Origin of the sequence: uncultured Dechloromonas sp., assembly GCF_945957265.1 — a bacterium.
GTDB lineage: Bacteria > Pseudomonadota > Gammaproteobacteria > Burkholderiales > Rhodocyclaceae > Azonexus.
In genome coordinates, this window is the sequence record NZ_CAMFKO010000020.1 from 1 (window position 1) to 22574 (window position 22574).

Genomic DNA, 22574 nt, shown 5'->3' on the forward strand with positions numbered 1-22574 from the left:
CCGACAACTGCCGCATGCTCTATGGCGATGCCCAGCCCATGGCCGGGGAGATCATCCAGCACTTGAAGACAATGGGATAAAACATTCTCAAAATAGTTTAAAAGTAACAAACAAAGTACAATTCTATAATTCAGCCCACCGGAACCCCGTTCATGAAACGTATCGACGACCTGCTGATCTGGGTCTCAATTGCAACCTGCCTGGCACTCTGGTTGTGGTCGCTCATGGCGGGGCCGGTGACGGCTCATGCTTTTCTTGCGTTGGCCATTCTGCTGCTGACCACCACCGCACTATCCCTCCGCGAGCGGCGCAACTGGCAAACACGCCAAAAAGCGCACTTCCAGGACCTGAACAATGTCATGTCGGAATATCAAGTCCTTTCCGACGAAGCCATGGCCCACGCCGAGCTGCAATTCACGTCGCTGGAAACGGAAATGCGCGAAGCCAGGGAAGTCATCCGCGCTTCCGTGAACCGGATTTCCGGAAGCCTGACGGGCCTTGAATCGCAGTCGTCCAATCAACGGCAGGTACTGCGTTCGCTGATCGAGCAGATGCTGGAGGTCACCGACTCCGGCGCCCGGGATCACGAGGAAGTCAGCCTGCAGCGCTTCTTCGACGAAACCAACACCCTGATCACCGAATTCACCAGCAAGATGACGCACCTGAAGGAGACCAGCCAGGGCATCGCCAGCAGCTTCGACCAGATGCAGGCGCAGGTTACCCGGATTTCCGGCTCGCTCAACGACATCGCCGGCATTACCAAGCAGACCGACCTGCTGGCCCTCAACGCCGCAATCGAAGCCGCCCGTGCCGGCGAGGCCGGCCGCGGGTTTGCCGTGGTCGCCGACGAAGTCCGCAACCTGGCGGCGCGAACCGGCGAATTCAACGTCGACATTCGCAACGGGCTGAGCGAAATTCTCGACTCGCTGCGCGAGGTCGGCAACCGGATCAGCGACACGGCGAACATCGACATGAGCATTGCCGACAAATCGCGTGCCATGCTCAACGAACTGGGCGGCGAATTGCTGGAACTGACCGCCAAGGCACGCGAGCATTCGGCGCACATCACCGCGGTGACCGAACAGATGCACGGCCTCACCCAGGAAGGCGTGATGGCCATGCAGTTCGAGGATATCGTCAGCCAGATGATGGAACGCGTCGGCCAGCGCACGACAAACGTCGGCGAATACATGCACGCCTTCCTGGCCTTGCACCAGGACAACGAAAGCGATGGCCTGCAGCGCTTCCGAAAGCGCAGCCAGAAGCTGGTCGAACTGCTGGTCAATTCGCACGTCAAGAGCGATGCCCTGCGCTCGAGCAGCTCGGCCAGCAACGCCAAATCGAACAACGACGGGGAAATCGAGCTGTTCTGACCGTCCGGGCCAGCGCCACGCCGGCCCGCTGCTATCCGGAAGTCAAAGCCCGCGCAGGAACTCCGCCACGGCCCGTGCCTCGTCAACACTCAGGCGCTTGGCGATATCCTGCATCTGGGCGTTGTCGTTGGTCCGCTTGCGCTCCTCGAAGAGGCTCAGCTGGGTTTCGATGTACAGCGTGTGCTGCCCGGCGATACGGGGCAATTTGTCCGAACCGGCACCGTTCTCGCCGTGGCAATCGCGGCACGGCACCAGACCGTTGTCCGGGTTGCCCTGCCTATATAGCCGCTCGCCCACCGCCCGCATCTCGCCATAGGCCGACTTGCCGCGGCTCGGCTGCTGGTTGCTGAAGAAATGCGCCGCCGCCCGCATGTCGTCGTCGCTCATATCGGAGACCACCTTGCGCATGTCGTTGCTGTCGCGCTCACCCGACTTGAAGTTGCGCAACTGCTTAAGCAGGTAGGCCTCGTTCTGCCCGGCCAGCTTGGGATAGAGCGGGCTGGAACTGTCGCCGGTCGCACCGTGGCAGAGAAAACACTTGCCCATGACCTGCTCCTCGCCGCGCTGCATCAGCACCGGGTCCTCGGCTGCCTGCGCCGGCAGGACGCAAGCGGCCAGCAGCCAGGCCAGGAGGCGCATCAGGACTTGCCCGTGCTGCCGAAACCGCCCTCGCCGCGATGGCTGGCATCGAAATCGTCGACGATGTTGAAGCCCACCTGCAGCACCGGCACGACGATCAGCTGCGCAATGCGGTCGAGCGGATTGAGGGTGAATGCGGCATGGCCGCGATTCCACACCGAGACCATCAACTCGCCCTGGTAGTCGCTGTCGATCAGGCCAACCAGGTTGCCGAGCACGATGCCGTGCTTGTGGCCCAGGCCGGAGCGCGGCAGGATCATCGCGGCCAGGCCCGGATCGGCCAGGTGAATCGCCATGCCGGTCGGCACCAGCGTCGTCTGGCCCGGTTCGACATGCAGCGGCGCCGCGATGCAGGCGCGCAGATCGAGGCCGGCCGAGCCCGGGGTCGCGTAGTGCGGCGGGTTGTCGCGCAGGCGGTTGTCGAGAATCTTGACGTCGATACGGTGCATTACATTTTTCCTGTTAACAATTGGGCGACATGCGCCACCAGTTGGCGGGCAAGCACGGATTTGGGAGCCGGCGTCAGCGGGTGGGTACCGTGGTCGTCGAACAGCACCAGCCGGTTGTCGTCGCCGCCGAAGCCGTCCTGGATCAGGTTGCCGGCGATCAGCGGGATATTCTTCTTGCGCCGCTTGGTCTGCGCATACTCTTCCAGATTGCGGCTTTCCGCGGCGAAACCGACGCAGAACGGGCCGTTCTTCAGAGCGGCGACTTCGGCCAGGATATCCGGATTCTCGACCAGTTCGATCGGCGGAATGCCGCCGGTGTCCTTCTTCAGCTTGTGCTCGGCCGCGTTGGCCACGCGGTAGTCGGCCACCGCCGCGACGCCGATGAAGACATCCGCCCCGGCGGCGCGTTCCATCACCGCGGCATGCATGTCGAGGGCGCTCCTGACATTGATCCGTTCGACACCCTGCGGCGCCGCCAGGCCGACCGGCCCGGAGACCAGCGTCACGTCGGCGCCGGCCTGCCGCGCGGCACGGGCCAAGGCATAGCCCATGCGGCCGGACGACAGGTTGGTGATGCCGCGCACCGGATCGATGGCTTCGAAGGTCGGCCCGGCGGTGATCAAGACCTTGCGCCCGGCCAATACCTTGGGCGCGAAGAAGGCGATCACCGCTTCGACGATTTCGTCCGGCTCGAGCATTCGGCCGGCACCGACCTCGCCGCAGGCCTGCTCGCCGCTGGCCGGACCGAGCATCTGCACGCCGTCGGCCTGAAGCTGAGTCACATTGCGTTGCGTCGCCGGGTTTTCCCACATCTGGCGGTTCATCGCCGGCGCCACCAGCAAGGGACAGTCGCGCGCCAGGACCATGGTGGCCAGCAGATCGTCGGCCATGCCGTGAACGATGCGGGCCAGGAAATCGGCCGACGCCGGGGCAACCACGATCAGATCGGCGGCACGCGACAGGTCGATATGCGCCATGGCATTCGGCATGCGCGCATCCCACTGGTCGAGATAGACCGGCTTGCCGGACAGTGCCTGGAAGGTGGTCGCCGTGACGAAATGCGTCGCCCCCTCGGTCATCGCCACCTGGACTTCGGCCCCATGCTTGCCCAGCAGGCGAACCAGTTCGGCCGCCTTGTAGGCGGCGATGCCGCCGGTCACGCCGAGGACGATGCGCTTACCCTGTAATTCCATTGTCTTACCATTAGAATTGGACTCCGCACATTCTACCCTTGGAAAGAAAATGGCGATCACCGACTGGCCGGAAGGCGAACGACCGCGCGAAAGACTGCTCGCCCACGGCCCGGCGGCGCTGTCCGATGCCGAACTGCTGGCCATCTATTTACGCGTCGGGGTGCGCGGCAAAAGCGCCGTCGATCTGGCGCGCGACCTGCTGAACCGTTTCGACGGCCGGCTCGGCATCCTGGTCGAAGCCTCGCTGGACGAACTGGCCAGCGTGTCCGGCATCGGCATGGCCAAGGCCGCCCAGCTGAAGGCCAGCTTCGAACTGGCCCGCCGCGCGCTGTCGCAGGAAATGGGCAACCGCGACAACTTCACATCGCCGGGCAAGGTCCGCGACTGGCTGCGCCTGAAGCTCGCCCACCGCCCGCAGGAAATCTTCATGGCCCTGTGGCTGGATGCCCAGAACCGCCTGCTCAAAGCCGAGGAATTGTTTGCCGGTTCGCTGACCCAGACTTCCGTCTACCCGAGGGAAGTCGTCAAGGCCGCGCTATTTCATAATGCAGCCGCCGTCATCCTGGCGCATAATCACCCCTCCGGTGTCGCCGAACCCTCCAGGGCCGACGAGATGCTCACCCGCTCGTTGAAAGACGCCCTGGCCATGGTCGATGTCAAAGTCCTCGACCATTTCATCGTCGCCGGAACCACCCCGCCGCTGTCGTTCGCCGAGCGCGGCCTGTTATGAAAATGCAGAAACCCCTTGATCCCATTCGGGACTTTTGGTTATACTCACGGGCTTTCTTCTAGCGAATTCTGGAGCACCATCATGGCGCGAGTCTGCCAAGTAACGGGTAAAGCCCCGATGGTTGGGAACAACGTATCCCACGCCAACAACAAAACGAAGCGCCGCTTCCTGCCGAACCTGCAGTATCGTCGTTTCTGGGTCGAAACTGAAAACCGCTTCGTGCGTCTGCGCGTTTCCAACGCCGGCCTGCGCATCATCGACAAGAAGGGCATCGAAGTCGTTCTGGCCGATCTGCGTGCCCGCGGCGAAGTCTGATTAAGGAAGGATACGAAAAATGGCTAAAGGCGGTCGCGAAAAGATCAAGCTGGAATCCACAGCTGGTACCGGACACTTCTATACCACCTCCAAGAACAAGCGCACGACGCCTGAAAAACTGGAGTTCATGAAGTACGATCCGAAGGCCCGTAAGCACGTTGCTTACAAGGAAGTGAAGCTGAAGTAATTCAGCCGACTCCGGCATTCGACAAACCCGCCTTTCGGCGGGTTTTGTTTTTTTCAGTTCCGGAACTTGCTCCGGAAGAGCAAAGCGGCATACACCACGATGCCGGCAAAAATCACCACCGACCAGTTGGCCATCGACAGGCCGAGGAACTCCCAGTCCCGGCTGGTGCAGAAACCAGTGGCCAGGAACAGGGACGGCATCTGCATGCCCAGCCAATCGACCAGGCTCTCGATGGCGTTCGGGTCGGTAAAGCTGCATTCCGGCGCCAGATGCGGATAAGCCTGCATCCAGGTCTGATAGGCCGCCACACCGAAACCCAGCCCCGCCAGGCCGACCGTCAGCGCCGACCAGAGCAGGCGCCCGGCTGGAAGCGCCCAACCGGCCAAGCCGATACAACCGATGACGATATAGAGCAGGCGCTGAAAAATGCAGAGGGGACATGGCGCCAGGCGCAACAGGTTCTGCAACTCCATTCCGACCGCGACCAGGCCAATACAACCGATCCCCAATGTCGCGAACCAAGCCCTGACGGGCACTTTTGACCAAATCATCCACAAGCTTCCCAATAGTTACCAGCGGACATTCTAAGCCAGGCCAAGGCGTATTCATCCCTCTTCGATAACGCGGACATTGCCCGGGCAGGCTGGACCAGGACCCGGCTGACCGTTAAGATTGGCGGATGAATACACGCATCCTCCTTGTCGAAGACGACGAACGGCTGGCAGAACTGACCGCCGAATACCTCACCAAGAACGACCTGCAGGTCGCCGTCGAGCCGCGCGGCGACGTCGCCGAAACGCGCATCCTGGCGGAACAGCCCGACCTGGTCATTCTCGACGTCATGCTCCCAGGCAAGGATGGTTTCGAAGTCTGTCGCGCCGTGCGCTCGCAGTACCGGGGCGTAATCCTGATGCTGACCGCCCGCGACGAGGACTTCGACCAGATTCTCGGCCTCGAGATGGGCGCCGACGACTACATCGCCAAACCGGTTCAGCCCCGCGTCCTGCTCGCCCGCATCAAGGCCCTGCTTCGCCGGCTGCCGGCGGCCGGCGAGACGCCCGCCGGCGAAGCCGACAACATGGTCTTCGGCCAGTTCCGGATCAGCCAGGCCACGCGCACCGCAACGCTGGCCGGCCAGTCGATCGACCTGACCACCGCCGAGTTCGACCTGCTGTGGCTGCTCGCCACGCACGCCGGCAACGTGCTGTCGCGCGACGACCTGCTGCAGGAACTGCGCGGGATCGGCTTCGACGGCCTGGACCGCTCCATCGATGCCCGCATCTCGCGGCTGCGCAAGAAGTTGAACGACGACCCGGAGAATCCGACCCGCATCAAGACCGTGCGCGGCAAGGGCTACCTGTTCAGCAAGCATGACTGGAACTGACACGCCGGCCGACGACAAGCCGGCCAAGGAACAAAACCAGGGGCTCGCCCGCTCGCTGTTCCGCGTCTCGCTGCCGCGCTGGCGGGGCAGCCGCTACAGCCTGTCGCGGCTGTTCTTCAATTTCTACCTGCTGGCCATGGGCTCCTTCGTGGCCATCGCCTTCACGGCCGATTTCGTCATCTCCACCGCCCAGCGCGGCATTACCGACGACTACGCCCGCCGCTTCATGCGCGGCACGATCACGCTGATCGAGGATGAGCTGTTCCGGCACCCCCGCCGCGAATGGCAAAAGAAGGTCGGCGAAATCGACGAGAAATTCTCCTACAACCTGGGCATCGTCGAACGCATCTCGCTCGACCGCACCCTGACGCCATTCCAGGTCAACAAGCTGGACGCCGGCGACATCGCCATCGACCACGACGGCGACATCATGTACCACCGCCTGGGAACATCCAGCCTCGTCCTGGTGGTCGGACCGCTCGCCTCCGGCCGGAACCCCGAACTGGCCGACCGCCTGCCGCTGGAACTTCGCCTCCGCCTCCTGACCTGGAGCCTGATCGGCGTCATTTTCGCGATCGCCCTGTGGTTCTGGATTCGCCCGGTCTGGCGCGATCTCGAAACCCTGCGCCAGACGGCCCGCGACCTGGGCGACGGCCATTTTGACGCCCGTTCGCCGGCCGCCAAGACCCAATTGTTCGCACCGCTCTCCGACACGATGAACAGCATGGCCGATCGCATTCGCCAGCTGCTGGCCACCCATAGGGAACTCTCCTGCGGCATCTCGCACGAACTGCGCACGCCCATCGCCCGCATGCGTTTTGCGCTGGAAATGCTCACCGAGACAGAGGAAAAGGAAGAGCGGGAACGCCTCTGGGCGATGATGGAGGCCGACCTCGACGAACTCGACCAGCTGATCGACACCAGCCTGACCTATGCCCGCTTCGAACGCGAGGCGCCGGAACCCCATTTCGCCAGCGTCAAGTTCAACGAGTGGCTGGCGGACGAAGTCGATTCCGTCCGCCTGCTCGGCCGCCAGCTTGAGGTTGCCGTGGATATCGCCGGACTACCCGACGACCTGCACGTCGACCTCGACCGCAAGGCCATGCCCTACGCCCTGCGCAACCTGCTGCGCAATGCCTTCAAATACGCCAGCAAGCGCATCTCGGTCAATGCCGAGCTGAGCGGCGACGAGATACGCATCCATGTCGACGACGACGGGATAGGCATCCCTCCCGAAGAACGCGAACACATCTTCTCCGCCTTCACGCGGCTTGATCGTTCGCGCGACCGCTCGACAGGGGGTTACGGCCTCGGCCTGGCCATTGCCCGCCGGGTACTCGAGTTGCATGGCGGGAACGCAACCGCCGATGCCTCGCCGCTTGGCGGCGCACGCTTCACGCTGAGCTGGAAAGCCCACCAGTAGGCCGTCTCCGGGCGGTTACAAAGCGTCACAGAAGATCAAAACCCGTTACCTCGACACAACGCTGGCGCAACAGACGACTGGCGCACGCCTCTCTAGAATGCGAGGCATGTCAGAAAACAAAGCCCGCCAAGAGGATGACGAGGAAATGATCAAAATGAATATCAAACAGTTTATCGAAGCGACCCGCCAGTACCTGTTCGCGCTGGTTCCCGCCCAACCCGCACTGGCCACGATTCCGCTCAAGAAAGCCCGTTGATGGCCTTTGCGGATCACCTGCCGATCAGCGAGTCGCTCGGCGTCTTCGTCGGTATCGCCGGTTACGACTGGCTCGCCGAAGGCCAGGCCGAACCGCTGAAGGCAGCCATCGCCGCCATCGCCGCCGGCGGCATCATCGCCATCGCCCGCGCGCTGCTGAAACACCGCAACAAACGCTGAACCGATTACCCTCCTCTCGAATACCCCCCGATTCGAGACCTCCCTGTTACCCCGCCTTCGTGGCGGGGTCTTTTTTTATCGGGTGCCGGCAGGCAATCAGAACTCCAGGCGCAGCGCCAGCCAATGGACGCGGTCGGCCAGGCGATTGATGGTCCGCCCCTGCTGCTGTTCGTTGATCATCTGCGAGACATAGGCGACCTCGCCACCCAGCTGTCCCAGGCGGAATCCCTTGGCCAGGCGCCAGTCGATCCGCTCGCTGGCATCGATCGGCACATTGTCGTTTCTCCGCCAGCGCATGGGAGATGCGCGGAAATACATGATCGACGCCGTGACATCGTAGGGCAGGCGCTGAACCAGCATCGCCGTCTGGGAATGCGTTGGCGCCGAATCACGCGTCTGGTTGATGATCTTCGGTCCGTTATTGAAGTCGTCCGCAACGCGGGATATGTCCGTGTAGTCCGCCGAAATGGTTACCAGCGCGTTGCCGTACATCAGCCGCGTCGCCTCGAAAGGACGCCAGTTCAATTGGTATTCGTAGCCCTGGATGCGAACATTGGCCAGATTGACCGCGCTGTCGGCCCGGCCGTTCGGATAGACCGCATAGTTGACGGCGTTCATCCGCAACGACTGAATCTCCCGGTCATCCGGGCTGCTGGCTGGCAGCGCCAGGGGCAGAATCTGAATGTAGTTGGGAATCCGTTCGCTGAATATCCGGACATCGGCCATTGCCCGATACTCCTTCAGCTCGGCCAGGTAGCCCAGTTCCAGCGTATCGATCTGCTCCGGCTTCACGCCTTGCGCATGAAAAAGAACGTCGGCGAGGCCGGTGTTGCCGACATCCCGCCTCTCCGAATGGCCCGAGGTCTCGTACAGACTGGGATTCCGATGCGCGCGCGAGGCGACCAGGCGCAAGGTATGCCCCGGCATGACGTGGAAGCTGGCGCTAATGCGCGGGTCGAACATCGCCCCGCTAATGCTGTCATGCTCGTAGCTCGCCCCCACGTTGAAAATCAGGGGATCGGCAGCCCGGTACTCCAGATTCCCGAAGACCCGATAGGCGAACCTGCTTTTCCAGCCATCCGAGCTGAATTGCTCGTAAGACTGCACGGCGGTGGACTTCAGGCCCGTGCCCCACATCATGCGCAAGTCCTTGCGCGGCGACAGCAGGTGCTCGAGTTCGAGTTCGTGCTGCTGCGAACGCCCGCCGGGATCGATCATCGGGAAGAAGGTTACCGACGCCGGCACCGCCAGATTGGTCGTGAAATTGATCCGTGTGCGGTACGGCGACTGCGCCCGGTCATCGCGATAACCGTAGCGCAGCTTGATCTCTTCAGTCGCCGACACGATGCGGCGCCACAGAATGCCGAAAGCCGCCGACGATTGCTCCATGTTGCGAACCGGATCGTTGGCATTGGCAGGACGCCCGAACTGTGACATGTCGCGGGCAAAGGTACCCGTCAGTTGCAGTTCATCCCGATCATTCAGCGGGATATCCGCCCGCAGGTCGAACAATTGCGACTGGCGGCTATCCGGAGAATAGGTCCATCTGCCGCTGTAGAAGCCGTACTGGAATCCGTCGTCCTGGAAGGAACGCGCGGTGAAGCGCAGGTTCGCCTCGCCGACACTGCCGCCCCAGCGCAAGATTTCGTCACGGATGCCGTTGTTGCCATGATTGGCCGACACCATCCAGCCCTTGGTCAGCGCCGGGTCCATGGTGATGATGTTGACCACCCCCATGAAGGCGTTCGAACCATAGGAAACGGTATTCGAGCCGCGAATGACCTCGATGCGCTCGATGTTCTCGAGGGCAACCGGCAACAGGTTCCAGTTAACACCCGACTTGAACAGCGGCGAATACTGCGAGCGCCCGTCGACCAGCACCTGCACGCGCGGCCCGTACTCCTCGCTGGAGAGCCCGTAGCTCAGCCCGTGATAGGCCACGATGGCGGAATCCTGATTGTGCGAGGTGACCTGGAACCCCGGCACCAGGCGCAGCAGATCCTCCACCGTGCGCATGCCGGACGCACGGATCATCTCCTGATCGATGACCGTGACCGACGCCGGTGTTTCGGACAGCTGCTGCGGCAGACGGCTGACCGACGCGACGACGGGCAGGCTGGAAAAGAAGACGTCTTCCTCCGCAGCCGCCGGACATGACGCCAACGCCCCGAGCAGCGCGGACAGGCATGCGGAACGAGAAAAGGGAAAGCGAGTCGTTGTATTCACGGCATCCATTCGACGGGCGGCCTGCAACATACCCCAAGAACTCGCAGGGTCGTTCTGCCTAATTATTGATTCAAAACCCTGAGACGGGAGGCGATTTTAACAAAAACTGACATCTGGCGACCTAGGGAAAAGACTAGGTAAGCCCTTGTTATGCCGAATTAATAAGGCGTACTTCGCGCTGCGGGAAGGGGATGGCGATGCCGTTTTCCTTGAACGCCCGCCAGATGGCGAAATTGACGTCGGACACGATATTGCCCTTGCCCTCTTCGGGGTCGCTGATCCAGAACCCGAGCTCGAGATTGATCGCGCTGTCGGCGAACTGGGTCAGGAAAACCTTGGGCGGCGGGTCGCTCAAAGCCCGCGGATGGGACTGTGCCGCCTCTGCCATCAGACGGCAGGCGAGGTCGAGGTCGCTGTCGTAGGCGACGCCGACGCTGGTCGCCAGACGGATGCGGGTATTGGAATAGGTCTGGTTCTGGACGATCGACCCGATCAGCGTTTCGTTGGGCACGATGAATTCGGTGCCGCCGGGATGCTTGAGCACCGTATAACGCGTGGTGATCTGCGTCACCTCGCCGCTGTCGCTGCCGACCTGGACGATATTGCCGATGCGGATGGAGCGGTCGAGCAGGATGATGAAGCCGGAAACGTAGTTGCTGGCGATCTTCTGCAGGCCGAAACCGAGGCCGACGCCGAGCGCCCCGGTGAATACCGACAGGGCGGTCATGTCGATGCCGACCAGCGCCAGGCTGGTCAGGATGGCGACCACCGTCAACACGGCCTTGGCGACGCGAACGCCGACGATACGCAGGTTCACATCCAGCGACTGGATGCGCATCAGCTTCGCCTCGATCAGGCCGGCGACCCAGAGCGCGAAGACGACCGTCAGGAAAACGGTGGCAATGCCGCGCAGGACGGTCCACAGGTCGATTTGCTGCTTGCCGACATGAAACTGCACGCTCTCCATCGCCTCGATGACGAAGGGTGCCAGATCGGTGATGTACAGCGCCAGCCACCCCCACACCGTGGCGGCGATGATGCGCTCCCAGGCCGTCAGCCAGGTGGCGCGCGGAAAGGCCTGGCGCAGCACGAAGATGACGCCGCGCACCAGGGCCATGGAGCCGAGCAGCGGCATTGCCAGCTTGAGCAGGTTGAGATGCATGAAGGAGCCGAGGGTGCTCAGCGCAACCCCGGTCAGCAGCATGCCGGTCAGCGGGAAAGCCAGGCGGGCGCCGACATCGGTCAGGCGTCCCTCGCCTTCCGTATGGCGGCTCCGCCACCAGCGCGCGATCAGCAATGCCGAACCGATGCAGGCGAGCAGTGTGACGACCTGCCAGACGAAGCTCGGGTCGCGGACATCGGCGAGCAGGTCGTTGATCAGGCGCAGCGCCTGGCTTTTTTCGCTCATGCCTTGCGCTCCAGTGCGGCGGCAAAGAAGCCGTCGGTATTGTGCTTGTGCGGCAACAGGCGCAGCAATTCACCCTCGTAGGCGATGCCCTGCTTGGCGAGCAGGCCGGAGGCCGGCAACAGGGAGAAATCGGGATGTTTTTCGAGGAAGGCCGCGACGATGGCATCGTTCTCGGCCGTCAGCAGGCTGCAGGTGGCATAGACCAGCCGGCCGCCCGGGCGCACCAGGGTCGCCGCCGCATCGAGAATCGAGGCCTGCTTGGCTGTCAGTTCGGCCACCGAGGTCTCGCTCTGCCGCCACTTCAAGTCCGGATTGCGGCGCAGGGTGCCGAGCCCCGAACAGGGGGCATCGACCAGCACGCGGTCGGCCTTGCCGGCCAGGCGCTTGATCTTCTGGTCGCGCTCGTGCTCGATGCGGCCCGGATGGACGTTGGACAGGCCCGAGCGGGCCAGGCGCGGCTTGAGGTTGGCCAGGCGCTTGTCGGACACATCGAAGGCGTAGAGCCGGCCGGTGTTGCGCATCAGGGCGCCGAGCAGCAGCGTCTTGCCGCCGGCGCCGGCGCAGAAATCGACCACCATCTCGCCGCGCTTCGGTTCCAGCAGGAAACCGAGTAGCTGGCTGCCCTCGTCCTGAACCTCGAAGGCGCCTTCCAGAAACAGCGGGTGCCTGGCCAGCGCCGGCTTGTCGCGCAGGCGAATGGCCAGCGGCGACAAGTCGCCCGGCAGCGCGGCAATGCCGTCGGTCGCCAGTTTTTCCAGCACCGTCTCGCGGTCCGCCTTCAGCGTATTGACGCGCAGGTCGAGCGGGGCCGACTGGTTGATGGCACGCGCCAGCGCCAACACCTCGTCGGCGCCGAACTGCGCGAACAGGCGCTCGTACAGCCAGTCGGGCAGGTCGCAACGCACGGCCGGCGGCAGGTCGGCCTCGGGCATCGCCTTGGCGGCGGCCAGCCATTCTTCCTCGTTGGCCTTGAGCACCGGCGCCAGTTCGCGCTGGCTCCAGCCGCGCACCAGGGCCAGCGTGGCGAGCAGGCGGCGGCGGTCGGAAAGCTGCCCGGCGCAACGCGCCTCGACACTCCGCCCGCGGCGCAGCACGGCAAAAACGGTTTCGGCCACGAAGGCCCGATCGGCATGGCCGAGCTGACGATGCTCCCGGAAATAGCGCGAAACCACGGCATCGGCCGGGTGATCGAAGCGCAGCAACTGGCCGAGAACGGCTTCGGCGTGGGCAAAAAGGGCTGGGGTGAAGCGGGCTTTCATGGCGTTCCTAATTCGGTGGCGATCTGTTCGAAAACGTCGCCTTTCTTGTCGGTAAAACGTATTTTAACCGGCAAACGATGATGATCGAGCGCCAGCCAGATTTCGGTGACGCTGTCGGTCATGGCGCGCAGGTGCAGGGTGCGGAAGCGGCCGGCCGGCGTCTCGACCTCCTCCTCGCCCAGCGAATCGAGGGCATAGCGCTCGTATTTCTTGCCGGTGACCACGCCGACCGAGGCGCCGGACTCCGGCTGACGAAGGTAGGCGAGGTGATAATTGAGCGACAGGATGTCCTGCGTGCCCGGCGCCACCGGCCGCACCTGGCCATCGCGCGACAGCTGGACCTGCGCGGCAGGCCAGTCGAAATCGGCGTTCTCGTTGGCATCCTTGCCGTTTTTCCTGGTCACGTAGCGCTCGGGCTGCAAGCCGCCGGCCACCAGCTTGCCGTGGCTTTCGTTCTCGAAGCGCAGCGTCTTGAACAGGGCCACCAGGCCGCTGGTTTCGGTCATGCCGTAGAGATGGTAATGGCCGTCCTCGGTGAATTCCCAGCGGTGCTCGGCGCGACCGACCGGGAAGCCTTGGCTGCCCATCAGGATGGCGAAGCGGATGACGCCGCTGGCCGGCAGCAGGGGCTTGACCGGCTCCGCCGGCGGGGTGGCCGGTTTCTCCGTCACCACGTCCGCCGGGAGCGGAACATCCGGCTTGGCGGGCGCCGGCGGAACGGCCGGCGCCGCCGGGCTCGGCCTGGCGCTGGCCAGCGGCACCGGCTTGCCCTTGGGCTTGGGCTTCGCTACCGGTTTCGGTGCGGCAGGCGGCGGCACCGAGGGCGGTGGCTGCAGTTCGGCGCGCAGGGCGACGGGTTCTTCCGTCGCGCCGCCGAACAGTTCGACATCGGTCCCGAACAGGGCGGCGGCATGGATACCCAGCGAAGCCGCCAGCGCCAGGACGATGGCGATCGGCATGGCTGCCTAGCGCAGCACCGGCGAGATGAAGGCGCCGCCGTCGGACAGATCGGCGGCGATGCGGACCCGGCCGCCGTCGAGGCTCAGCCGGCCCTCGGCAAACCAGCGCACGGCCTGCGGGTAGATCAGGTGCTCCTGGCGCAGGATGCGGGCCGACAGGGCGTCTTCGTCATCGCTGTCGAGCACCGGAACGGCCGCCTGGACGATGACCGGACCGTGATCGAGCGTCGGCGTCACGAAATGCACGGTGCAGCCGTGGATGCGTACCCCCTCTTCCAACGCCCGCCGGTGCGTGTGCAAACCGGGGAAGGACGGCAGCAGCGAGGGGTGGATGTTCATCAGCCGGCCCTCGTAATGGCGCACGAAACCTTCGCTGAGGATGCGCATGAAGCCGGCGAGGACGACCAGGTCCGGCGCGAAGCCGTCGATGCACTCGGCCAGGGCGGCGTCGAAGGCCTCGCGGCCGGCGAAGGCCTTGTGGTCGATGTAATGGGTGGCGATACCGGCCTTCGCCGCCGTCTCCAGCCCCTTGGCATCGAGCCGGTTGCTGATCACGGCAGCGATGTTGACAGGCAGATCGCCGGCGTCGCGGGCGGCGATCAAGGCCTCCATGTTGCTGCCGCGACCGGAAATCAGGATGACGATATTCTTCATTTCAAAAAACTCACCGGGAGGAAAATGGTGCTGACCGCGGTCTGGGTCAGCCGGGAAAGGCCGCGGCCGTTGCGGTCGGCGACGATCTTGGCCATGAAGTCGAGCAGGCCCATGACCCGCCCGAACTCGCGCTCGAAGGACAGGTTGCGGTTGGCCGGGTCGAGCTCGTTGGAAAGCAGGAACAACTCGCCGGCGGCGTTGCGGTCGCGGCCGAGTTTCCACACGGCGACGTCCATGTTGCGCGCCGAGTTGTAGAGCTTCGTTTCATTGAGGCTGTCGAGGATGTAGAACTCCTCCTTGTGCTCGTAGGCGGCGTCGACCATGGTCAGCAAGCCGAATACCAGCGCCGCGACGCGGTCGCCGGCATAGGCCTCGGTGAAGGCCAGCGACGCGGCCTGGCCCTCGCGCAAGCCGCCCAGCTCCGGCCAACGCTGGGTGTGGCGATGGCGCAGGCGATCCAGTGCCGCCTCGCGGCTGGGCTGGCCGGCTTTCCGCCACTCTTTCGGATTGCGCCTGTAGAGCTTGTCGGCAATCAGCATCAGGCTATCGACCACCTCGGCGCGATTGGTATCGGCAATGCGATCCACCTCGGTCTTGGCCAGGTATTTGACGTCGACCGTCGTGTCGGTACGACCGTCCTTGCCCAGCCGGGTCGAGCAGGCCGCCGCCAGGATCAGGGCCAGCAGGACGGCCAGGCCGCGCATCAGGCTTCCTTGCTCTTCAGATAGCCCCAGCCGATGGGGATCAGGGAGGAAACGATGATGCCGACAATGATCAACGACAGGTTGGCCTTGACCCACGGGATGTTGCCCAGCCAGTAACCAGCCATGCACAGCGACACCACCCAACCCAGCGCGCCGATCAGGTTGAACAGCGTGAAGCGGGCGTAGCTCATGGCGCCGATGCCGGCGACGAAAGGCGCGAAGGTCCGGAACAGCGGCAGGAAGCGGGAAATGATCAGGGTCTTGCCGCCGTGTTTTTCGTAAAAGGCGTGCGTCTTGACCAGCGCGTCGCGGTTGAAGAAGCGGGAGTTCTCCCAGTGGAAGACCTTGGGCCCGAGAAAGCGCCCGATCTGGTAATTGAGCGTATTGCCGAGCACCGCCGCGACGATGAGCACCGCCATCAGGGTGAACACGTCCATCCCGCCCTCGCCCAGGGCGGCCAGCGCGCCGGCCACGAAGAGCAGCGAATCGCCGGGCAGGAAGGGCGTCACGACAAAGCCGGTCTCGGCGAAGACGATGAAGAACAGGATGCCGTAGATCCACAGTCCGTACTGCTGAACCAGGACGGCCAGGTGCTTGTCGAGATGCAGGACGATGTCGATGAATTGAGTCAGGAATTCCATGCGGTCGGAACAATGATGGCGGGTGGCGCATTTTACCCCAAGCCACCCCGCCAACCGCGAAGCGGTGCCCTCCTGCTCGCAGCCTTGCAGGCATTGGCGCCACGCCACAGGCATGCGCATAATCCGTACTGCCCAAACGGTCCGCAACCGGCCAAAAACACGCCCATTTCAGCCAACGATCATGCGCCACCCAGCCGTACTGCTGATTCTTTCCCTTGTCGCCACACCATCCTTGGCCAAGGTCATCGAATTCGAGCAAATTCAGTCATACCCGGTACACCAACGACCAGGCAGCAAGCTGCTCGCCGCCCTGAACAACACCTCGCCCATCCGCGAAAACGGCCGGATTTATCACGGCAATACGGCTTGGGACATACGCTGGAGCTTCCGCTGGGACCGCAATGCCTCGGGCCTGTGCCAGATACTCGATGTGACGACGAAGCTGTCGGTCACCATCACCTTGCCCGACCTCAAATCAGGCACGGCAGCCAGCCAGGCCGAATTCCAGAAATACCTGCGCGCCCTGCAATTCCACGAGGAAGGGCACAAGAAAATCGCCCAGGAAGCGGCAGCCGCAGCCGACCGAGCGCTCAGCACGCTACCGCCAATGGCCAGTTGCCGTGCGCTGGCCGACGAGGCGCAACGCCAGGGCAGCGCCATCCTCGACAACGCCCGAAAAGCCGGCTATGACTACGACGCCACCACGCGGCACGGCCACACGCAAGGGGCTTGCCTCGACTGCTGATTCGCCCCTGGGAATAGCCGCCGCACCGGGCATTCTGGGATAATTCGCCGATGCCGACCATCGCCCGCCTCCCCGACCTCCTGATCAGCCAGATTGCGGCTGGCGAAGTGGTCGAAAGACCCGCTTCCGTCCTCAAGGAACTTCTCGAAAACAGCCTGGATGCCGGCAGCAAGGCCATTCAGGTCCATCTGGAGGAAGGCGGCGTCAAGCTGATCCGCATCACCGACGACGGTTGCGGCATCGCCAGGGACGAGCTGGCGCTGGCCCTGACCCGGCATGCGACCTCCAAGATTACCAGCCTCGACGACCTGGAACGGGTCGGCACCCTGGGTTTTCGCGGCGAGGCGCTGGCCTCGGTGGCCTCGGTCGCCCGCCTCAGCCTGACCAGCCGGGAACGCGGCGCCGGCCACGCCTGGAAGCTGCGCGGCGAAACGGATGCCGTGCCGGAACCGGCGGCGCTGATGGCCGGCACCGTGGTCGAGATGCGCGACCTGTATTACAACACCCCGGCCCGGCGCAAGTTCCTGAAGTCCGAAAGCACCGAGTTCGCGCACTGCGCCGACGCCGTTCGCCGCCTGGCCCTGACCCGGCCGGACGTGGCGATCAGCCTGACCCACAACGGTCGCAGCCTGTTCCAGCTGGCCCCGGCCGATGCCGGGCGGCGCATCGCCGACATCCTCGGCGACGGGTTCATCGGTGCTGCCCGCCCCATCGACGCAGCCGCCGGCCCGCTGACGCTGACCGGCTTCGCCATCGACCCGACCCGCGCCACCGATGCCAAGGACGGCCAGACCGTCTTCGTCAACGGCCGTTTCGTGCGCGACAAGATCATCGGCCACGCCCTGCGCGAGGCCTATCGCGACGTGCTGCACGGCAGCCGCCAGCCGGCCGTCTGCCTGTTCCTGAACATCGACCCGGCGCTGGTGGACGTCAACGTGCATCCGGCCAAGACCGAAGTCCGCTTCCGCGACTCGCGCGCCGTGCATCAGTTCGTCTTCCATGCCGTGCAACGCGTGCTGGCGGCGCCTGTTCAGGCCGCGACGGCGCCGTCGCTGGCCCCCGCCCCCGCCTACGACGCCCCGCCGGCCGCGGTGACAACGCCGATGCCGCGCCCGGCCTGGACGCCGCCATCGGCATCGCCCGACGCCACACCGCGCCAGGCCAGCCTCGGCGTCGCCGAACCGGCCGCCGCTGCCTACCTGGCCTTTGCCCGCGCCGCACAAGGCGTCGGCCAGGCAACGACCGCACGCCCTGAAGCGGCGCCACAATTCCAGCCGGCCAGCGGCCTGCCCGAGGACGGACCGCCGCTCGGCTACGCGCTGGCGCAACTGCACGGCATCTACGTCCTGGCCCAGAATGCCCGCGGCCTGATCCTGATCGACATGCACGCCGCGCATGAGCGCATCCTGTACGAAAAGCTGAAAGCGGCCTTCGACAACCGCCAGATCGCCACCCAGAACCTGCTGATCCCGGCCGTCTTCTCGGCCGACCCGCTCGACATCGCGGCCGTCGACGAACATGCCGAGGCGCTGCGCGACCTCGGTTTCGACATCGCCCCGCTCGGCCCCAACCAGCTCGGCGTGCGCAGCGTGCCGGCCCTGCTGCAGTCCGGCGATCCGGCCGCCCTGGCGCGCTCGCTGATCGGCGAATTGCGCGAACACGGCATCACCCAGCTGGCGACCGCCCGCCGCAACGAACTGCTGGCCACCATGGCCTGCCACGGCGCCGTGCGCGCCCGCCGTCAGCTCACCGTCCCCGAAATGAACGCCCTGCTCCGCCAGATGGAGGAAACCGAGCGTGCCGGCCAGTGCAACCACGGCCGCCCGACCTGGACGGAACTGACGCTCGATCAGCTCGACAGGCTCTTCCTGCGCGGCCAGTAAGCGCCGCGCCCCTGCGAAAAATAGAAGTTGATATATTTATTACTTTAGTTATAGTGGAGCGTATCCTAAAAACAACCGTTCACTGAACGCGCCCGGCCCGAGGAGAACGCCATGACCATCGCCAAAAAAATTGCCATTCTGGTGCTGCTGGGGGTTCTCGCCCTCGCCCTGCAAGGCAGCTTCGCCCTGTGGCAACTCGCCAAGATCAACGATGGCGTCGTTGAGACCGAGGAAAACCTGCTGCCCAGCATCGTCACCCTGGACAAGGCGCAGATCGCCTTTCTGCGTGCCCGCCCCCCGCTGCTCTCGCACCTGCTGGAAAACGACCCGGCCAAGAAGACGGGATTCGAACAGCGATTCGATGAGCGCATGAGCCAGATGCACCAGGAACTGAAGGGCTACGGAAAGCTGATCATCGACGAGAAGGACAAGGCGCTGTACGACGCCGACCTGAAGCTGGCGGAGCAGTTTGAAGCCGGTGCGCGCAAGGTCCTGGCGGTGTCGCGCGACGGGCATCGCGACGAGGCGAACCGGCTGCTGGGTGACCTGCGGCCCGCCATCGACGGCCTAAGCAAGGCGCTGGGCGACCACGCAGTCTACAACGAGGAACTGGCCAGCCAGCATGCCAAGGAGACGGCGGCGGACTATCGCGCGTCACGCAGCGTGGTGATTGCGCTGATCGTTGGCAGCGCCTGTGCGCTCGGCATCATCGGCTTCCTGACCCTGCGCCAGATCAGGCAGTCGCTGGACAGCATGGTCGGGCTGTTCGGCCGGGTGCAGAAGGAGCTGGATTTCACACTGCGCCTGGAAGCCAACGGCAAGGACGAAGTTTCCCAGGCCGGCCGTGCCTTCAATGAATTGCTGAACGGCCTGCAAACCAACCTGCAGCAGCTCTCCAGCCATGCCGGGGACGTGCACCAGGCGGCCAGCCGCGTCTCCAACGCGGCCCACGAAATGTCGCTGGCCTCGGGCCAGCAAAGCGAATCGGCGGCAGCCATGGCGGCGGCGATCGAAGAACTCACCGTCAGCGTCAGCCATGTCGCCGACCGCGCCGGCGAGACGCGCAACCTGTCGGCCGAGGCAGGACGCCTGGCCAACGAGGGCGAAGGGGTTATCGACGAGACCGTCAATGTGATCAACAGCATCGCCAGCACCGTGGGCGACGCCTCCAGCCAGATCGTCAATCTGGAGCAGCAGAGCGAAAAGATCAGCAACGTCGTCTCGGTCATCAAGGAAATCGCCGACCAGACCAACCTGCTGGCCCTGAACGCCGCCATCGAAGCCGCGCGCGCCGGCGAACAGGGACGCGGCTTCGCCGTGGTGGCCGACGAGGTGCGCAAACTGGCCGAGCGCACCGGCAAGTCCACCCAGGAAATCACCAGCACCATCCAGGACATGCAGAGCGGCGCGCTGGCAGCGGTCAACAGCATCCAGAGCGTCGAAAGCACGGTCAAGGAAGGGGTGGAACAAGCCTCCCAGGCCAGCACGGCGATGCAGAAAATCGGCGACGGCTCGCAGCAGACGCTGGCGATGGTGGGCGACATCACCGAATCGATGCGCGAGCAGAGCACGGCCAGCACGGCCATTGCCCAGCAGGTGGAGCGCATCGCCCAGATGACGGAAGAAAACAGCGCCGCCGCCGAGGAAACCTCGGAAAACGCCCAGCAGCTGGCGATGCTGGCGCAACAGATGCAGGGCATCGTGGCGGCCTACCGGGTCTGACCCGGCAAGGGCAGGCCCGGCCGAAGGGGGCGCCCGGGCCGGGCGCTGCGGCGAGGCGCGGGGCGCTTCCCGGCCGCCCGCCCCGGCGTGTTAGCATTCGCCGCCATGACTTCCCGCCGCCATCCTCCCGCCATCCTGATCATGGGCCCGACCGCCTCGGGCAAGACAGCCGTCTCGATGGCGCTGGCCGACCGTTTTCCGGTCGAGCTGATCAGCGTCGATTCGGCGCAGGTCTTCATCGACATGGATGTCGGCACGGCCAAGCCGGACCGCGCGACGCTGGCCCGCTACCCGCATCGCCTGATCGACCTGATAACGCCGGAGGAGCGCTACTCGGCCGCCCGTTTTCGCCATGACGCGCTCGCCGCGATGGCCGACATCACCGCGGCCGGCAAGGTCCCGCTGCTGGTCGGCGGCACCATGCTCTACTTCAAGACCTTGCTCCACGGGCTGGCCGAACTGCCGCAGGCCGATGCCGCCTTGCGTGCCGCCATCGACGCCGACGCGTCGATCCACGGCTGGCCGGCGATGCATGCCAGGCTCGCCGCCATCGACCCGGAAACGGCGGCCCGCCTGCACCCGACCGACAGCCAGCGCCTGCAGCGTGCCCTCGAAATCTGCACCCTGAGCGGCCGCAAGATGTCGGAGCTGCTCGCCGAAAGCGAAAGTCAGCAACCGCCCTACGAGTTTCTGTCCATCGGCCTGCTGCCGTCCGAGCGCAGCGTGCTGCACGAGCGCATCGCGCAGCGCTTCGACGACATGCTGCGCGCCGGGCTGGATGAAGAAGTTCGCCGGCTGCGCGAAAAATACGAACTCGACCTCGGGCTGCCGTCGATGCGCTGCGTCGGCTACCGCCAGGTCTGGGAAGCGCAGGACGGCCTGATGCCCGCCAACGAGATGCGCGACCGCGGCGTCTTCGCCACCCGGCAACTGGCCAAGCGGCAGATCACCTGGCTGACCAACTCCTTCGCAGCCGAGCACTTCGACTGCCTCGATCCTGCGATGCCCGAACGCATCGCCGCACGCACCGACGCCTTCCTCAGTTCCTGAGCAACACCTTCAGATCGTCAGCCAATCCTTCGAGCTGGCCGACGATCTCCAGCGAGGCATCCTGGGTGCCGACGACGCGCAGCATGAACTCGTTGGCCATGCTGCTGATCATTTCCTCCTGGCGCTCCATCAGGCCGAGATGGATGTAGGCCTTGGTCAGCGTTTCCTGGAACTCGATCATGACCTGCGTCAGCTCGAAACAGTTGCGCCGGTAATTGTTCTGCACGCCGTCGAGCGTCGCGTACAGCCTCGGCAGCGCACCCTCGATGCCGGCCCGCCGCTGGCTGGCGAGCACCTCGGTCTCGATGGCTCGCAAGCGGGCATCGGCGCCCTCGGCCAGCAAGGCCCCGTTGTCGCGGATGCGGCCGCAACGGTCCGGGTCGTCCAGCGGCATGTTGTTGACCAGCAAGGTCACGCCGCCGTAGTTGAAGACGCAGCGCGACTTGAACTGGAAGATCCGCCCGCTGTCCCGGACATGGTTGAGCACCGAAACCTCCAGCGGCAGGTTGCGCCCGTTGGCGCTGAGCGTCAGCACCGCGTCGCCCATGCGCATCTGGAGCGCCGACTGCAGATCGTACTGGCGCATGGCGTCGAGCAAGGCAAGCGTCAGCTCCTCCAGCGAGTCGCAGGCGAAGGATTTGCTGAGGAACTGCAGCACGACGCCCAGTTCGCCCATGCTGACCATGGCCGTCATCGCCGTGCGCTGGGCATAGCCCGCCTGCTCGCGGAGCGCCTTTTTCTCGGCCAGAATCCGGCCTGCGACGTGGATCTTGCTCAACAATTCGGCCGGCTCGAAGGGTTTCTGGATGAAGTCCTCGCCGCCCGCCTCGTAGCCGAGCAGGCGCGTTTCCAGGTCGTCGCTGGCGGAAACGAAAACCACCGGGATGTCCTGCGTATCCCAGTCGTCCTTGAGATGGCGACACAAGGCGAAACCGTCCATCACCGGCATCGTCACGTCGAGCAGGAAAAGATCCGGGCGCGACGCGGGCAAGGCCTCGAGGCAAGCCGCCGCCGACGCAAAAGTGTGCACCAGGCAGACGCCATCCAGTGTCGCGCTCAGCACCTCAAGCATCAGGGGGTCATCGTCGACAACAAATACACGCAGATCGGTATCCATCTCGCCCTCCTTACAGTCGAACGTCATTATTGCACATTTGCCACAATTGCAATATGCGATTCGAAAATAAGCTGCCGT

Annotated in this window: 23 protein-coding genes; 11 read left to right on the top strand and 12 right to left on the bottom strand. The window is 64.4% G+C overall.

What is annotated here, in order from left to right:
• The first annotated feature begins 152 nt into the window (after positions 1-152).
• Positions 153-1373, top strand: a complete 1221-nt coding sequence (locus tag Q0P59_RS11655; RefSeq protein WP_295006635.1) for a methyl-accepting chemotaxis protein — start codon at positions 153-155, stop codon at positions 1371-1373.
• 42 nt (positions 1374-1415) lie between these two features.
• On the opposite strand, the gene Q0P59_RS11660 is transcribed toward Q0P59_RS11655, so the two are convergent.
• Genes Q0P59_RS11660 through coaBC form a run of 3 tightly spaced genes read right to left on the bottom strand, consistent with a single transcriptional unit; the run spans position 1416 to position 3654 of the window.
• The gene (locus Q0P59_RS11660) at positions 1416-2012 is read right to left on the bottom strand and encodes a c-type cytochrome (RefSeq protein ID WP_295006636.1); all 597 of its coding nucleotides are present in this window, start codon (positions 2010-2012) and stop codon (positions 1416-1418) included.
• Positions 2012-2461 (bottom strand): dUTP diphosphatase, encoded by a 450-nt coding sequence (gene dut, locus Q0P59_RS11665; RefSeq protein WP_295006637.1) that lies wholly within the window; start codon positions 2459-2461, stop codon positions 2012-2014. The genes Q0P59_RS11660 and dut overlap by 1 nt, the downstream gene beginning before the upstream one ends.
• On the bottom strand, positions 2461-3654 hold the full coding sequence (gene coaBC, locus Q0P59_RS11670; protein WP_295006638.1) for a bifunctional phosphopantothenoylcysteine decarboxylase/phosphopantothenate--cysteine ligase CoaBC: 1194 nt from the start codon (positions 3652-3654) through the stop codon (positions 2461-2463). Before coaBC ends, dut begins: the two co-directional genes overlap by 1 nt.
• 49 nt (positions 3655-3703) lie before the next feature.
• Between coaBC and radC the strand changes: the two genes are divergently transcribed.
• From radC to rpmG, 3 genes are all read left to right on the top strand, one after another.
• A complete protein-coding gene (radC, locus tag Q0P59_RS11675; protein ID WP_295006639.1) occupies positions 3704-4384 on the top strand; it encodes a DNA repair protein RadC in 681 nt (226 codons plus the stop codon).
• An 81-nt stretch (positions 4385-4465) separates the two neighbouring features.
• Positions 4466-4699, top strand: a complete 234-nt coding sequence (rpmB, locus tag Q0P59_RS11680) for a 50S ribosomal protein L28 (protein ID WP_150429468.1) — start codon at positions 4466-4468, stop codon at positions 4697-4699.
• Positions 4700-4718: 19 nt separating this feature from the next.
• Entirely contained in the window at positions 4719-4886 is a 168-nt protein-coding gene (gene rpmG, locus Q0P59_RS11685; protein ID WP_011288870.1) for a 50S ribosomal protein L33, read from the top strand.
• Between the two features lie 53 nt (positions 4887-4939).
• On the opposite strand, the gene Q0P59_RS11690 is transcribed toward rpmG, so the two are convergent.
• Positions 4940-5437 (bottom strand): disulfide bond formation protein B, encoded by a 498-nt coding sequence (locus tag Q0P59_RS11690; RefSeq protein ID WP_295006695.1) that lies wholly within the window; start codon positions 5435-5437, stop codon positions 4940-4942.
• Between the two features lie 128 nt (positions 5438-5565).
• Between Q0P59_RS11690 and Q0P59_RS11695 the strand changes: the two genes are divergently transcribed.
• The 3 genes from Q0P59_RS11695 (at position 5566) to Q0P59_RS11705 (ending at position 8128) form a co-directional block, all read left to right on the top strand.
• Positions 5566-6270, top strand: a complete 705-nt coding sequence (locus Q0P59_RS11695; protein ID WP_295006640.1) for a winged helix-turn-helix domain-containing protein — start codon at positions 5566-5568, stop codon at positions 6268-6270.
• Positions 6257-7693, top strand: a complete 1437-nt coding sequence (locus tag Q0P59_RS11700) for an ATP-binding protein (RefSeq protein WP_295006641.1) — start codon at positions 6257-6259, stop codon at positions 7691-7693. The genes Q0P59_RS11695 and Q0P59_RS11700 overlap by 14 nt, the downstream gene beginning before the upstream one ends.
• A gap of 255 nt (positions 7694-7948) precedes the next feature.
• A complete protein-coding gene (locus Q0P59_RS11705) occupies positions 7949-8128 on the top strand; it encodes a hypothetical protein (RefSeq protein WP_150429464.1) in 180 nt (59 codons plus the stop codon).
• A gap of 96 nt (positions 8129-8224) precedes the next feature.
• Here Q0P59_RS11705 and Q0P59_RS11710 read toward each other — a convergent pair whose 3' ends face one another.
• The 7 genes from Q0P59_RS11710 to Q0P59_RS11740 form a co-directional block, all read right to left on the bottom strand.
• Positions 8225-10384, bottom strand: a complete 2160-nt coding sequence (locus Q0P59_RS11710) for a TonB-dependent receptor (RefSeq protein WP_295006642.1) — start codon at positions 10382-10384, stop codon at positions 8225-8227.
• A 118-nt stretch (positions 10385-10502) separates the two neighbouring features.
• A complete protein-coding gene (locus Q0P59_RS11715) occupies positions 10503-11762 on the bottom strand; it encodes a mechanosensitive ion channel domain-containing protein (RefSeq protein WP_295006643.1) in 1260 nt (419 codons plus the stop codon).
• Positions 11759-13021: an RsmB/NOP family class I SAM-dependent RNA methyltransferase gene (locus tag Q0P59_RS11720; RefSeq protein WP_295006644.1), complete on the bottom strand. Its 1263-nt coding sequence runs from the start codon at positions 13019-13021 to the stop codon at positions 11759-11761. The genes Q0P59_RS11715 and Q0P59_RS11720 overlap by 4 nt, the downstream gene beginning before the upstream one ends.
• Positions 13018-13980: a DUF3108 domain-containing protein gene (locus tag Q0P59_RS11725; protein ID WP_295006645.1), complete on the bottom strand. Its 963-nt coding sequence runs from the start codon at positions 13978-13980 to the stop codon at positions 13018-13020. Before Q0P59_RS11725 ends, Q0P59_RS11720 begins: the two co-directional genes overlap by 4 nt.
• Before the next feature lie 6 nt (positions 13981-13986).
• Positions 13987-14634, bottom strand: coding sequence for a phosphoribosylglycinamide formyltransferase (gene purN / locus Q0P59_RS11730; protein WP_295006646.1), 648 nt, complete (start codon positions 14632-14634; stop codon positions 13987-13989).
• The gene (locus tag Q0P59_RS11735; protein WP_295006647.1) at positions 14631-15338 is read right to left on the bottom strand and encodes a hypothetical protein; all 708 of its coding nucleotides are present in this window, start codon (positions 15336-15338) and stop codon (positions 14631-14633) included. The genes purN and Q0P59_RS11735 overlap by 4 nt, the downstream gene beginning before the upstream one ends.
• Positions 15338-15979, bottom strand: coding sequence for a DedA family protein (locus Q0P59_RS11740; protein WP_295006648.1), 642 nt, complete (start codon positions 15977-15979; stop codon positions 15338-15340). The genes Q0P59_RS11735 and Q0P59_RS11740 overlap by 1 nt, the downstream gene beginning before the upstream one ends.
• Before the next feature lie 181 nt (positions 15980-16160).
• On the opposite strand from Q0P59_RS11740, the gene Q0P59_RS11745 reads away from it, so the two are divergent.
• The 4 genes from Q0P59_RS11745 (at position 16161) to miaA (ending at position 21379) form a co-directional block, all read left to right on the top strand.
• Positions 16161-16724, top strand: coding sequence for a DUF922 domain-containing protein (locus Q0P59_RS11745; RefSeq protein WP_295006649.1), 564 nt, complete (start codon positions 16161-16163; stop codon positions 16722-16724).
• Between the two features lie 50 nt (positions 16725-16774).
• Positions 16775-18607 (top strand): DNA mismatch repair endonuclease MutL, encoded by a 1833-nt coding sequence (mutL, locus tag Q0P59_RS11750; protein ID WP_295006650.1) that lies wholly within the window; start codon positions 16775-16777, stop codon positions 18605-18607.
• Between the two features lie 111 nt (positions 18608-18718).
• Positions 18719-20329: a HAMP domain-containing methyl-accepting chemotaxis protein gene (locus Q0P59_RS11755; RefSeq protein ID WP_295006651.1), complete on the top strand. Its 1611-nt coding sequence runs from the start codon at positions 18719-18721 to the stop codon at positions 20327-20329.
• A 105-nt stretch (positions 20330-20434) separates the two neighbouring features.
• Entirely contained in the window at positions 20435-21379 is a 945-nt protein-coding gene (gene miaA, locus Q0P59_RS11760; protein WP_295006652.1) for a tRNA (adenosine(37)-N6)-dimethylallyltransferase MiaA, read from the top strand.
• Here the strand turns inward: miaA and Q0P59_RS11765 are convergent.
• A complete protein-coding gene (locus Q0P59_RS11765; RefSeq protein WP_295006653.1) occupies positions 21369-22496 on the bottom strand; it encodes a response regulator in 1128 nt (375 codons plus the stop codon). The two genes, miaA and Q0P59_RS11765, sit on opposite strands and share 11 nt — an antisense overlap.
• Positions 22497-22574: the final 78 nt, after the last annotated feature.

What these genes read in the sequence shown, in the direction of transcription:
- Q0P59_RS11740 (WP_295006648.1), bottom strand. Translation starts at nt 15,979, where the DNA reads ATGGAATTCCTGACTCAATTCATCGACATCGTCCTGCATCTCGACAAG.
- mutL (WP_295006650.1), top strand. Translation starts at nt 16,775, where the DNA reads ATGCCGACCATCGCCCGCCTCCCCGACCTCCTGATCAGCCAGATTGCG.
- rpmB (WP_150429468.1), top strand. Translation starts at nt 4,466, where the DNA reads ATGGCGCGAGTCTGCCAAGTAACGGGTAAAGCCCCGATGGTTGGGAAC.
- Q0P59_RS11700 (WP_295006641.1), top strand. Translation starts at nt 6,257, where the DNA reads ATGACTGGAACTGACACGCCGGCCGACGACAAGCCGGCCAAGGAACAA.
- Q0P59_RS11710 (WP_295006642.1), bottom strand. Translation starts at nt 10,384, where the DNA reads ATGTTGCAGGCCGCCCGTCGAATGGATGCCGTGAATACAACGACTCGC.
- dut (WP_295006637.1), bottom strand. Translation starts at nt 2,461, where the DNA reads ATGCACCGTATCGACGTCAAGATTCTCGACAACCGCCTGCGCGACAAC.
- Q0P59_RS11715 (WP_295006643.1), bottom strand. Translation starts at nt 11,762, where the DNA reads ATGAGCGAAAAAAGCCAGGCGCTGCGCCTGATCAACGACCTGCTCGCC.
- purN (WP_295006646.1), bottom strand. Translation starts at nt 14,634, where the DNA reads ATGAAGAATATCGTCATCCTGATTTCCGGTCGCGGCAGCAACATGGAG.
- miaA (WP_295006652.1), top strand. Translation starts at nt 20,435, where the DNA reads ATGACTTCCCGCCGCCATCCTCCCGCCATCCTGATCATGGGCCCGACC.
- Q0P59_RS11720 (WP_295006644.1), bottom strand. Translation starts at nt 13,021, where the DNA reads ATGAAAGCCCGCTTCACCCCAGCCCTTTTTGCCCACGCCGAAGCCGTT.
- coaBC (WP_295006638.1), bottom strand. Translation starts at nt 3,654, where the DNA reads ATGGAATTACAGGGTAAGCGCATCGTCCTCGGCGTGACCGGCGGCATC.
- rpmG (WP_011288870.1), top strand. Translation starts at nt 4,719, where the DNA reads ATGGCTAAAGGCGGTCGCGAAAAGATCAAGCTGGAATCCACAGCTGGT.
- Q0P59_RS11705 (WP_150429464.1), top strand. Translation starts at nt 7,949, where the DNA reads ATGGCCTTTGCGGATCACCTGCCGATCAGCGAGTCGCTCGGCGTCTTC.
- Q0P59_RS11725 (WP_295006645.1), bottom strand. Translation starts at nt 13,980, where the DNA reads ATGCCGATCGCCATCGTCCTGGCGCTGGCGGCTTCGCTGGGTATCCAT.
- Q0P59_RS11735 (WP_295006647.1), bottom strand. Translation starts at nt 15,338, where the DNA reads ATGCGCGGCCTGGCCGTCCTGCTGGCCCTGATCCTGGCGGCGGCCTGC.
- Q0P59_RS11695 (WP_295006640.1), top strand. Translation starts at nt 5,566, where the DNA reads ATGAATACACGCATCCTCCTTGTCGAAGACGACGAACGGCTGGCAGAA.
- Q0P59_RS11765 (WP_295006653.1), bottom strand. Translation starts at nt 22,496, where the DNA reads ATGGATACCGATCTGCGTGTATTTGTTGTCGACGATGACCCCCTGATG.
- Q0P59_RS11745 (WP_295006649.1), top strand. Translation starts at nt 16,161, where the DNA reads ATGCGCCACCCAGCCGTACTGCTGATTCTTTCCCTTGTCGCCACACCA.
- Q0P59_RS11755 (WP_295006651.1), top strand. Translation starts at nt 18,719, where the DNA reads ATGACCATCGCCAAAAAAATTGCCATTCTGGTGCTGCTGGGGGTTCTC.
- Q0P59_RS11655 (WP_295006635.1), top strand. Translation starts at nt 153, where the DNA reads ATGAAACGTATCGACGACCTGCTGATCTGGGTCTCAATTGCAACCTGC.
- radC (WP_295006639.1), top strand. Translation starts at nt 3,704, where the DNA reads ATGGCGATCACCGACTGGCCGGAAGGCGAACGACCGCGCGAAAGACTG.
- Q0P59_RS11690 (WP_295006695.1), bottom strand. Translation starts at nt 5,437, where the DNA reads ATGATTTGGTCAAAAGTGCCCGTCAGGGCTTGGTTCGCGACATTGGGG.
- Q0P59_RS11660 (WP_295006636.1), bottom strand. Translation starts at nt 2,012, where the DNA reads ATGCGCCTCCTGGCCTGGCTGCTGGCCGCTTGCGTCCTGCCGGCGCAG.